8 protein-coding genes and 2 pseudogenes are annotated in these 11,861 nt (G+C 63.4%); 7 read left to right on the forward strand and 3 right to left on the reverse strand.

What is annotated here, in order from left to right:
• The 3 genes from ACZY0B_RS25620 to narI form a co-directional block, all read left to right on the forward strand.
• On the forward strand, positions 1–972 hold a 972-nt coding region (locus tag ACZY0B_RS25620), incomplete at its 5' end, for a 4Fe-4S dicluster domain-containing protein (protein WP_463767044.1).
• Entirely contained in the window at positions 969–1,643 is a 675-nt protein-coding gene (narJ, locus tag ACZY0B_RS25625; protein WP_463767045.1) for a nitrate reductase molybdenum cofactor assembly chaperone, read from the forward strand. The genes ACZY0B_RS25620 and narJ, both read left to right, overlap by 4 nt.
• Positions 1,636–2,367, forward strand: a complete 732-nt coding sequence (gene narI / locus ACZY0B_RS25630; RefSeq protein WP_463767046.1) for a respiratory nitrate reductase subunit gamma — start codon at positions 1,636–1,638, stop codon at positions 2,365–2,367. The genes narJ and narI overlap by 8 nt, the downstream gene beginning before the upstream one ends.
• A gap of 448 nt (positions 2,368–2,815) precedes the next feature.
• Here narI and asnB read toward each other — a convergent pair whose 3' ends face one another.
• From asnB to ACZY0B_RS25645, 3 genes are all read right to left on the reverse strand, one after another.
• Positions 2,816–4,630: an asparagine synthase (glutamine-hydrolyzing) gene (gene asnB, locus ACZY0B_RS25635; protein ID WP_463767047.1), complete on the reverse strand. Its 1,815-nt coding sequence runs from the start codon at positions 4,628–4,630 to the stop codon at positions 2,816–2,818.
• 350 nt (positions 4,631–4,980) lie between these two features.
• A complete protein-coding gene (locus tag ACZY0B_RS25640; protein WP_463767048.1) occupies positions 4,981–5,532 on the reverse strand; it encodes a YbaK/EbsC family protein in 552 nt (183 codons plus the stop codon).
• A 72-nt stretch (positions 5,533–5,604) separates the two neighbouring features.
• Positions 5,605–6,372: a 2OG-Fe(II)-dependent halogenase WelO5 family protein gene (locus tag ACZY0B_RS25645; RefSeq protein WP_463767049.1), complete on the reverse strand. Its 768-nt coding sequence runs from the start codon at positions 6,370–6,372 to the stop codon at positions 5,605–5,607.
• Between the two features lie 1,793 nt (positions 6,373–8,165).
• On the opposite strand from ACZY0B_RS25645, the pseudogene ACZY0B_RS25650 reads away from it, so the two are divergent.
• From ACZY0B_RS25650 to ACZY0B_RS25665, 4 genes and pseudogenes are all read left to right on the forward strand, one after another.
• Positions 8,166–9,116, forward strand: a pseudogene (locus ACZY0B_RS25650) (MinD/ParA family ATP-binding protein); the annotation flags it as partial.
• Positions 9,117–9,417: 301 nt separating this feature from the next.
• Complete coding sequence (locus tag ACZY0B_RS25655) at positions 9,418–10,365, forward strand: alpha/beta fold hydrolase (RefSeq protein ID WP_463767050.1); 948 nt, start codon at positions 9,418–9,420, stop codon at positions 10,363–10,365.
• A 52-nt stretch (positions 10,366–10,417) separates the two neighbouring features.
• A complete protein-coding gene (locus tag ACZY0B_RS25660) occupies positions 10,418–10,816 on the forward strand; it encodes a hypothetical protein (RefSeq protein ID WP_463767051.1) in 399 nt (132 codons plus the stop codon).
• Positions 10,817–11,523: 707 nt separating this feature from the next.
• A pseudogene (locus tag ACZY0B_RS25665) lies at positions 11,524–11,861 on the forward strand (hypothetical protein); the annotation flags it as partial.

Below are 11,861 nucleotides of genomic sequence, written 5' to 3' on the forward strand. Positions count from 1 at the left end.
GACGGCATCGTGCTGGTCGACCAGGACCGCTGCCGCGGCTGGCGGATGTGCGTGTCCGGATGTCCTTACAAGAAGGTCTATTTCAACCACAAGACCGGCAAAGCCGAGAAGTGCACCCTGTGCTACCCGCGGATGGAGGTCGGCCTGCCGACCATCTGCTCGGAGACCTGCGTGGGACGGCTGCGCTACCTGGGCCTGGTCCTCTACGACGTCGACCGGGTGCTCGAGGCGGCGTCGGTGGAAAACGACACCGACCTCTACGAGGCGCAGTGCCGGATCCTGTTGGACCCGAACGACCCCGAGGTGATCGCTGCCGCCCGCGAGGGTGGCATCTCCGAGGAGTGGATCGAGGCCGCGCAGCGCTCCCCGGTCTACGCGCTGATCCACAAATACAAGGTGGCGCTGCCGCTGCACCCGGAATACCGCACCATGCCGATGGTTTGGTACATCCCGCCGCTGTCGCCGGTGGTCGACGCGGTCAGTCGCGACGGCCACGACGGGGAAGACCTGGGCAACCTGTTCGGCGCGCTGGACGCGCTGCGCATCCCGATGCAGTACCTGGCCGAACTGTTCACCGCCGGCGACACCGCCGTGGTCGAGGGTGTGTTGCAGCGACTCGCGGCGATGCGCTCGTACATGCGCGACATCAACCTGGGGCGCGAAACCCAGCCCCACATCCCGCACTCGGTGGGGATGACCGAAGAACAGATCTACGAGATGTACCGGCTGCTCGCCATCGCGAAATATGAAGACCGCTACGTCATTCCGACCGCCTTCAACCCGCAGGCTCGCGATCTCGAGCAGATGGGTTGCTCGTTGGACGAAGACGGCGGGCCGGGCATGTACGAGGCGGAACCGGCACCCGTGTCCGTGGAGACGTTCCACGCTCAGCAACGGTCCCGGGTGAACCTGCTCAACTGGGATGGCGGCAAGGTGCCCGCCGGAATGTTCCCCGAGGAGCACCGGCCATGAAGCTGCTGGCCGGATTCCGGGATCGCGCCGGCACCCGGACGATGCAGGACCGGCTGGTGTGGCAGGCGGCATCGCTGCTGCTGGCCTACCCGGATGAGCAGCTGCCGGGGCGGCTGGACACCGTCGACGAATTGCTGGGCCACATCGACGGGCCCACAGCGGAATTGCTCGAACAGACGGTCCTCGCCTTGCGGGGCCGGGAGCCGATGGCCGCCGCGATGGACTACGTCGCGACGTTCGACATGCGCCGGCGCGCCACGATGTACCTGACGTACTGGACCGCCGGAGACACCCGCAACCGCGGCAGGGAAATGCTGGCGTTCGCCACCGCCTACCGCGAGGCCGGTGCGCAGCCCCCGCGTACCGAGGCGCCGGATCACTTGCCCGTCGTGCTGGAATTCGCCGCCACCGTCGACCCCGACGCCGGGCGGCGGCTGTTGACCGAGCACCGGGTCCCCATCGACGTGTTGCGTGGCGCGCTGGCCGACGCCAACTCGCCGTACGAGCCCACCGTGGCAGCGGTCTGCGCGACCCTGCCCGTGGCCACCGATCAGGAGGTGCGTCGCGCCCAGCGGCTGGCGAAGGCCGGGCCTCCGGCGGAATCCGTTGGGCTGCAACCCTTTCAGCTAACCGTACCGCCCAGGCGCGAAAAAGGAGCGTCAGATGTTTAGCAACGTCCTGTTCTGGGACATCGCGCCGTACGTCACCCTGACGGTCCTGATCGTCGGCACCTGGTGGCGCTACCGCTACGACAAATTCGGTTGGACGTCGCGTTCGTCGCAGATCTACGAGTCGCGGTTGCTCAGCATCGCCAGCCCGATGTTCCACTTCGGCATCCTGGCGGTCTTCGCCGGTCACGTGATGGGGCTGTTCATCCCGCCGCGGGTGACGCACATGCTGAAAGTGAGCGACCACGCCTACCACCTGCAAGCCGTCATCGCCGGGTCGATGGCCGGCATCGCGACCCTGATCGGAATCGGGTTGCTGATCTACCGGCGGTTCACCCGCCCGGCGGTATCGATGGCCACCACCCGCAGCGACAAGGTGATGTATGTGGTGCTGGTGCTGGCCATCGTGGTCGGTCTGTACTGCGACCTGATCGGCACCGGACCGCACGGCGGGGAGTTCCACTACCGCTACACCGTCGGCATGTGGTTCCGCCGGATCTGGATATTCCAGCCGCACGGCGAGGTGATGATCAATGCCCCGCTGGACTACCAGCTGCACGCCCTGATCGGGATGGTGCTGTTCACGCTCCTGCCGTTCACCCGGCTGGTGCACATGTTCAGCGCCCCGATCGCCTACCTGTTCCGGCCCTACATCGTCTATCGCAGCCGCGAGGCCACGGATAAGGACCAAATGGTCGCCTCGGCACCGCGCCGCAGGGGCTGGTAGCGAGCCGACGAGACGCGGGGGCCCACCGGTTGGTCCGTCGAAGGACATGCGATGAATTCGGGTCAGGAGTTGTTGAGGTTATTGATGTTGAAGCGTCAGTCGAATGTTCGGGCGGCGGTGTTGTAGCGCGCATTCAAATGTGGCGAGTCGTTTGGGGAGGGACTTCCGGGTCGGGGGAAGTCGTCGGGTGTCAACAGTTTTCGCTGTGCGGCAGTGAAGTAAGTCTCGATCTGGTTGAGCCAGGGTGTGTATACCGGCAGGTGAATCATCCTCGCATAGGGAAAGGCACCTCGCAGTCGTGCGGCGGCGGTCCGGCCGCGGCCGATCACCTGGGCGCGGTGCACGTTCTACCGCTCGGAGACCTGCTGCAAGCGCTCATTGGAGAACGCGTTACTGGTGCGGATAGCTGACCACGTTGCACCACAATCGAATCCACGCATCAGGTGGGTCAGACGATTCTGACACCAAGGTTGTTCAGCCAGGTGTTTGTTTCGAGCACATACGCAACTCGGTTGAGCGGTGTCCACTCGTTGTTGTCGCGTGCGCCACGAGCAACCAGCTCTGCGACCGTCGAGCGATCGACGACTTCCCAGACTGGTGCCTGTTGGTCGCCGAGAAGTTCTCGGGCGGCTCCGTATAACGCTCGCTGGTAGCTCTCGGTCTGAGCGGGCTGGTAGCCGCTCTTGCGTCGTATGACGACATCGTTCGGGAGCAGGTCACGCACCGCGTCGCGCAGTACACCCTTCTCGATTCCGCCGCGATTCTTCAGATCCCAGGGGATGTTCCAGGCGTACTGCACGAGCTCGTGATCGCAGAACGGGACCCGTGCCTCAACACTCGCGGCCATGCTCATGCGATCGACTCGGTGGAGCAGATAATCCAGATAGTAGGTATAAGTGAGCCAGGACGTCTCCCGCATGCGCCGTTCATGAATGCTCTCCCCATCCAGTCTTGGAACGTGCGCCAGCGCCGTGGTGTAGCTGTCTTGGGCATAATCGCGGATTTCCCAGCGGCGAACCACGTCGGGTCGCAGCAGTGGGCCCGCCGCGCGATACGTCTGGTGCCAGGGGAAGGTATCGACCGGGTCCTCTCGCCACCATTGATAGCCTGCGAATGCCTCGTCGGCACCCTCGCCACCGACGACGACGGTGATCCCGCTGTCGCGGATATGTTGGAACAGCACGTACAGCGACACGTTGACGGTTCGCTGGATCGGACGCCCCCAGATGCGCAGCGTATGATCCTGTGCCGCAAGCAGTTCGTCGGTCGTTGCGATCTTGGTTGAGTGATTCGATCCGATGTGCTCGGAAACCTTTCTTGCCCACGGGGAATCCTGGTTGACGTGAAGGGACGACGACACGTAGTTGGTTTCAATGGCGTCGTAGTCGACGTCGAATGTTGCCAGTTGACCGTCGGTGCGCATCTTCGCGGCCAAGGCGGCGACGGCGCTGGAATCGACTCCGCCGGAAAGCAATGTGCCCAGCGGTACGTCGGAGACCAGTTGGCCCTGCACGGAGCCCCGGAGTAGTTCGCGCACTTGCGCCACGGTCGTTGCTGGATCATCGTTGTGCGGCAGCGCCTCTAGCTTCCAATAGCAGCGGGAGACTACGCCGTTCGCGGTGAACGTCATGATGTGGCCGGGTCGTACTTGCTGGAACCCTTGCAGCACCGAACGATCCCGATTGGCCATCGGAACCATGCAGAACAACTCCGCAAGTCCGTAGCCGTCGATGGCAGGCTCGATGTCGGGGTGGGCCAGGATTGCCTTCTCTTCGCTGCCGAACAGCACTGATGACCCCTGCTGGACATAAAATAGCGGCTTCACGCCGAGGGGGTCACGAGCCAGCGTCAGCTCGCGTGCAGCTTCGTCCCAGATTGCGTAGGCGAACATGCCGGTGAACCGGTCGACACACGCCGGCCCCCACTCGTCGAACGCCTGGAGCACGACCTCGGTGTCCGAAGCCGTCACGAAGTCCCGGCCACGTGCCTGCAGTTCCGAGCGGAGTTTTTTGTAGTTGTAGAGTTCGCCGTTGTAGCTGATGACCAGCGCTGCACCGGTCCGCCCACGCATGGTCATGGGTTGTCCGCCGTGCGCGAGATCGATGATTGACAGTCGCGTATGCCCGAATGCCGCATACGGGCCGATCCACTGTCCCGCGCCGTCCGGCCCGCGATGGGTCAGCTCGGCAGTCATCCGCGTGATGGTGCCCTGGTCATCGCCCGGTAGACCGCCCCAGGTCACATATCCGGTGACTCCACACATGGTCCCTCACCTCCGCCGTGTTCAACACCCGCAAGTTGAGTTCGCGGATTCCAACGTGCTCCACACCACAGTGGCTGGAATCTCACCCGCAACCGAGAGGGAGTTCTCAACGTGATGATACAGTGTGTATCACCAAATTGATACATCTAGTCTCATTAAGACCAGGTGCTAGTTGAAGCGTGAGTCGAATGGAGGGTGGCGGTGTGGTAGCGGGCTTCGAATGCGGCGGGTGAAGCAACCCAGGGTGATCCAGCTCTGATTCATGACGGCGCCTCGGCCCAAGAGTTCCGTGAGTTGCGCACAACTCTGCGGAGGCCGGGTCCGGGTTGGTGAAGAGCTGACGCGCACGGTTATCGAGGTAGGGCGAGGTTGTTGATGATCTGGGCGTTTCGTAGGAGCACTAGCGACGAGCCGTCCACGACGATCTTGGCGTCGCGGCGTCCTCCGCCTAGCACGACCAGGCCAGCGGCGGCTACCTGTGCATCGATGAGGATAGGCCAATCAGTGGGCGCGCCGAACGGGGTAATGCTGCCGGGTTCCATGCCGGTGGCCAAGACGGCTTCGTCCATGGGTGTAAATGACACCTTGCGCATGTCAAGGGTTCTGCGGACCGTGTTGTTGATGTCGATTTTGGTCGAGGCGAGTGCCACGCACATGGCGGTCACGGTGCGCTCGCCGCGTCGGCCCGTCACCACGATGGTGTTGGCAGAGTGGTCGGGTGGCCAGCCGTAAGCAGTGGTGAACGGCTCGGTGTCGGCAAGTTGCGGGTCGATCAGGAAGCTGTGGTGCTCAATGGTGTCAAGAGCGTCGGCGACCGGGTCGCCTAGATCAAGGGCGCGGGCGGACGTGCCTGGCACGACAGCAGACGTATAGCAGGAATCGACCGGTGGTTTGGGTGCCATGGATTGTCCCTTCGGGGTGGGGAATGCGGCCGGCGGGCGCCCGCCGGCCGGGCCATAGAGGTGTTTAGCATTTCAGCTCCACAGCACCAGGGACCCGCCGGGACGGAGCCCGATAAAGGTCGACCAGGTGATGCGGTGCCCGTCACCGGTCACTGCATCTACCGAGTGGATTTGGGTAGTTGGGAACAGCACAACGCTGCCTACGTCAGGGGTGACGCCACGGAACGTTGTGCCGCGCAGCGCTTCGGGGCAAAATCCATAGCCCAGGGCGTGGTCGCGATAGTCCGCCGCGGTCGGTGTCTTGTCGTAGACGCGCAGCGCGCCCCCCGTGGTCGGGACAGACGCGTAGATCAGAAGACTTACTTGCGCGATCGTGTCGCCGATTACCAATTCCGGGGTCTCGACATTCGCGTGGTCGACATGAGGCAGCGTCCCGTCGCGGATGTCGCGCATCACTCCGGCAAAGTATGCCGAGTAGCCCTCGAGGGCGACATCGACGGGGGCGGGCCATGCGCGCCGCAAGGCGTTCAGCACCAACGTCAGCGGGTCGATGATCCCGGCCGCGGCGAAAGCCGCTGCGCCTGCCACGGCCGCGTCACTGCCGCTGGCGAAGTATCCTGACTTGTCGGGTTGGCCGATATAGTCGAACGCCGTTGGCCCGAACTTCAGGATAGGGGAGTAGTCGTCGGAGTTCTCCGTCTTGGCGTAAGGCTGGAAGGGCACGGTCGCGGCGGCACGGACGAGACCAGCGCAGTAGGCAGGCGATACAGCTTGTTGCAAATGCGCAAGGGTGATGCTGCCGTCGAAAAGTTCGTTGAGCAGTGCGCGCTCGATGACCAACTCGGTGCTGATGGCACACGCGGTCGCCTGGTTTCGGCTTACGCGGTGGTGCGTGACCGGCGCGGGGCACAGCGTCACTGGATACGGCTGTCCGGTAGCGGCCTCGGCTGTGTTGATAGCGTTGCTAGATGTCGTCATCGACGATTTCCTCCTAGGTCCTCGGTGTCATCAGCGCTCTGCCGACGGCACCGACACACCTGGCGATCCTTACCCGTTAGCGAGCCTTACCCATTAGGTAGCCCCTCGACATCAGTACGTCATTAGGTGCCACTAGCCTCGATCGTTCGTGAATGATGTCGTGATCGGGGTTCGTGGCCTCAGTGTGGTCGTGGGTATAGCGAGTGTTGGTTTACGCGGGTTGCAGTGCTGCCCAGCCGGTTTCGATGAGTTCCGTGCATTACGGACCCGAGTTGTCCACATGGTGAGCCCACGTGGGGTTAACGCCCGCGAAAGCCACGGCCCGAGCGCCGGGGCTTCCGTATCCCACGGCAGGCCCGTACGATACATGATGTATCGACAAAGATACAAGATGTCTCGGTGGTGACACCATGGATATGAAGACTCGGAAATGATATGGGTGCCAGGCAGCATCAGCACCATGCGACGTCGGTCGATGTGTGCGGTCGCACTCACAGCATTATCGAGGCTGGTCAGTTCGGCTACATTAAGGGATAAGATTGTCCAGACAAGAGTCGCCCGAGGACGATCGCCGCGGATTGCCGCGGCCGCCTTGGCTTTCGGCCCAGGACGCATACCGAGGTGCAGGGTTCTGGCCGCCGCAGCGCCAGGGCGGCTCGGATGATCAAGGTCGTTCGCACGGGATCGGAGACGGAACGCCGGGGGATGCTATTCCGCCGCGGGCTGACGAGCGGATCGGAGGTCCGGTTCCGAGATCAGAGCTGCTGCGGCGGCAACCCGTGGACACTCCCATCCAAGGGCCAGCCGCGCCAAGGAGCGCCGCAGGGCAGGCCTGCGAACTGCAGGATGTGCCGACGCGGTCGGGTAGGCACAGGCCTACGCAGGAAGGCCTCGAGATCGACCCGGCGGCACTTCGTGTCCGGAAACCGGGTGACATATCAGTCGATCTCAATGTAAACGTCGAATCGTACTCGGTCTCCGACGAGAATGAGCGTCGGTTGCACGACCGCGAACCTGGTTATGAGACGGGCTATTTCACGCACCAGAACCCGCTCACCGACGGCATCGATACGGATGACGTTGGCCAGCTCGGCGCCGGTTACCGCTCCGTCGCTGCACCGGCCATCGAACCCGCCCAGGACGTCCTGGAGAACGCATATGTTGAATCGGCGGATGGCGGCTCGCAGCCAAGCCTTGCCTACGAACGCGATTCTGCGGCAGACGAGATTCCTCAAACGGAACGGGTTTCGCCTGATAGTCAGAGATTCCAAGCGTCGTCTACCGGCGAGATGTCTCAGTCCCCGCGAAACCTTGCCATGTCTATGGTGCCCGCGGAGTTTAATCACGTGACCTCCGACGCAAGTGAAGCTCTCAATAAGCGACCCGTCGCGGCACCGGCATTTGATGCGGCGGGAGAATCGCCACCGCGTCCGCAAGGGTCTCCATTTCCGCCGCTGGGAGCACCGCTACCACCGCCCCCCGGCTGGCCGCTAGGCGTACCTTTGCCGCCTCCCTGGTGGCCCCCACCGGGCTGGCTCGGGCGGCCCCTTCCTCCAGGTGCGCCGCTGCGCGGCTGGCACCTTCCACGGGAAGACAACGAGGAATCTCCGCCCACTCAGTCTCTTATGCCTGCGTCAACGGAAGTCCACCGAACGCAGATATTCCGGATGCCACCAACGCTCGACGAGGTGACGGTCGTCAATCCTCGAAAGTACGCGCCGCGATCGGGGTGGCGCCGCGCCGTCCATCGTGCAACACGTGGGCATATGAACCCCGGTGATTCGCGCAAGGAGCGGGTACACCAAGATCTGCTCGCTCAGATCCGTACGCCCTTAGCGGGCGATTTTCGCGTCGCTGTGCTTTCAATCAAGGGTGGGGTTGGAAAGACCACCACGACACTAGGGTTGGGTTCGGCACTCGCAATGGTGCGCCGCGACCGGGTAATCGCCGTGGACGCTAATCCCGACCGCGGAACACTGGCCGAGCGCGTCCGGGATGTCTCCACCAACTCGACCGTGCGAGATCTGCTGACGGACTCCAACATCAACCGCTACGCTGACGTCCGCGGCCACACTCGGATGGCGGTTAGCAGACTAGAGGTGCTTGCGAGTGAGCAAGACCCCGCCGCTGCCGAGGTGTTTGACGAGACCGATTATCGGCGCACCATTGCGATTCTGGGCGGCTACTACAACGTCATCCTGACCGATTGCGGCACCGGCATCATGCATTCGGCAATGGCCGGTGTGCTCGACTTGGCCCATTCGATCGTTCTGGTTAGCGCGCCGGCGATCGATGCTCTCAGAAGTGCATCGGCGACACTGGATTGGCTGATGCAGCACGGTTATTCGGACCTCGTGCGGGAAGGACACGTGGTGCTGAGTGTCGCAGGGCCAAGGGCAGCCACACTAAAGCTGGACAAAGTCCACGAATACTTCGAGGCACGTTGTCGGTCCATTCACTTCATTCCGTTCGATCGACATCTGGCCGAGGGCGCCGACCTCGATTTCGGGATGCTGAAATCAGCCACACGGCAGGCGTACCTTGAGTTGGCCGGCGCTGTGGCGGAGAACTTTCCTCGGATGGGCGTGCCGGTTGAGCGTCCGTGACACGTCCGGCGTGGTCGGAGCCTGACCGGGCTCGATAGCGCAATTGAGTCGTTGCGGTACCGGGTGGGTCGCCGCACCGGTGGTTTCGTCAGCATCGCGACATAAAACCGATCAAATGCGCGACGGGTAGGTAGGCACTTACCACCTACGGATGCATCGAATATCTCGGCCGAATCACAATGACTTCCGTTGGCGCACTGCGTCAACTACGGCGGGCGTTGTTATCCGGGGTGTCGCCAGTGAGGCGCTGGCATTCGGGATCTCCGCTACGGGTAAATGCCTGGCAAGGAGGCTGAAGAAGATGATCGACGAATGTGCCGCAGCGCAAGGTGCCGATTTGAGCGTCACGACCGATGACGGGGTGCTGCTGGCCGTGCACGACTGCGGTTCAAAATCAGCGCAGCGCACGGTGGTGTTTCTGCATGGCCTCTGCCTAACACGCGCGTCTTGGGCAGACCAAATCGCCTATTTGTCACAGAGATACGGGTCTTCAGTGCGGATGATCAGCTATGACCACCGTGGCCACGGTCACTCTGGGTTAGCGCCAATGAGCACCTATCGGATTGAAAGGCTCGCCGAGGACCTGGCTGAGGTGCTGATCGCAGCACAGGTCAGTGGGCGGGTGACCCTGGTGGGGCATTCTATGGGTGGGATGACGGCACTGGCTTACCTCGGGCGGCGTGATCGGCCCGTCGAACCGCACGGGCTGGTCTTGGTCGCCACCACCGCCGGCAAGATCGCCGAACGCGGGCTGGGTCGGTTGTTGGCCACACCGGTCGCCGCCGCGCTGCCGGAGCTTGCGAAGCACGCACCCGATTACATGGTTCCGGCGATGGCGAGGCCTGTGCGCGCGACGCTGGGACGTTTGCGACACGGGCCGCGCACAGCCACAGCGGCAGCGATCGCCGTGACGGCCTTGACCACCACCCCGCTGTCGACCGCGGTGGGATTCCTGCCCAGTCTGCGTGCTCATGACCAGTTCGCGGCGCTGGCCGGGATTCGGGCGCAGACGATTGTGATCAGCGGCGGGATGGACCCGTTGATACCGCCCGTACATGGGCGGGTTCTGGCGGCGGGAATCCGTGGTGCCCAGCACGTGCACCTGCCGCGAGCCGGGCACATGCTGCCGCAGGAGGCGCCGTACGTAGTTAACGACGCCATCTGCCGGGCGATGGCCATTGAGCACTGCCGGGATGACTCGGGTAAGGGCCATGGGTCCGTTCCGAGCCGGCAAGCGGTACCGGCATGATGACCAGCCGCGTACCCACACCGAAAAGCCCTATCGAGGAAAGGAACGCGCCATGGCGATGATCACTATTGCTGTTCCGAGTGCGAGTGGGGAGACCATTGGGGTGCTGGCCGAGAGGATCACCGCACATCTGGCAATCCACCCGGCGTTGGTGATTAGCTGCGGTGGTACCACCGACTACGACGAATCCGCCCTGGAACTGACTCATATCCTCAGCGGTGCGATGGTGTGCCAGATCAGTGACCCGCTGACGGTACGACCTGGAGCTATAGGTGGTTTTGCCCACTGGCTCGAAACTGTTTGTCCCCTCGATCAACTCGGTCACGATACGGTCCCCAACGGGCTGCCAAAGAAGGTGCGCGTTCAAATCCGCCGTTTCGCTGATTGCCCTAACCATTGGCGAGTGCCCGGATGTTCCGACGCATGCACGACCACGGTCGCGGCGCGATGATGGTTCACGTTGATCGAGCGCGGATTTCCACCCCAAAAGGCTTGGACAATATCGGTAATCGAAGGTTCAGTGTCCGAGACGATATTCGGATCAGGCCGGTCTCCGAAGCGCCTCATCCCCGCCGGCAGCGTTGTCGAACATGAGCATCTCGTCGCCCCGGTACAGCTCGCGCGGCAGGTGTACCGCCATCGCCCCACCTTGCAGGCCCGCACTTAGTGCCCCAATCGCGTGCTGTCGCTCATCGGTTTAGATCGTGGCGGTGAGGGTCTCGAGACGAGCGTGGATCCTGCATACCCGCTTGTCCCCGTCGGCCTTGCCCCCGCGCTAACTTCGGCGATGAGAGCTTCGGCGTCGACGCTATGGTCGGCTAGGGCCGCGAGATAGCCGACGCCGCCGCGGAACTGAGGCAGCATTCGCGGATTTGGCTCAGGGGCACAACCCCTATACACACGGTGATAGGTAGGACACCTATCGCCTACGGATGTGGCCGAGATCGCACCCGATTGAGATTGGTTGCTATGTCCCTTGATGGGCGTCGGTCGGGTTGGCGGTCCGCTGCGGACCGTCGGTGCCATAGGGCGTGGGCCCGGAGAACGTGCGCGGGCCAGCCTCGTCCTTCACGGTATCCCGGCCTCGCAGCGCCAGCGCCGCGCGTGTCGCCGACAGACCGGCCGAGGGTAGTTGGTTTGTCGATGAAGGGAATTCAGATGACCAATGCCGACGAACCGACAAACGAGGACAGCTCTGCAGCCGCACGCGGCACTCCGCCTCAGATGACGAACATGGGCCGCTTCCCTGGCGACCCCATGAGTGGCCTGGCGTCAGCGACATCGCGGCCTACATGGCGTTCCTCGCTGCAGCCAAGGCATCAATCAGTCGCCTCCCGGCCACCGATCGACCAGCTGCCCTCGCTGCCGCCGCTGCCCGCCGATCTACGGACCCGGCTGGACGCTGCGCTGGCCAAGCCCGCCGCGCAGCAACCGGCCTGGCCCGACGACCAGGCCGCGGCGATGCGCACGGTCCTGGAAAGCGTCCCGCCGGTGAC

The organism is Mycobacterium sp. IDUB_19, from assembly GCF_055419445.1.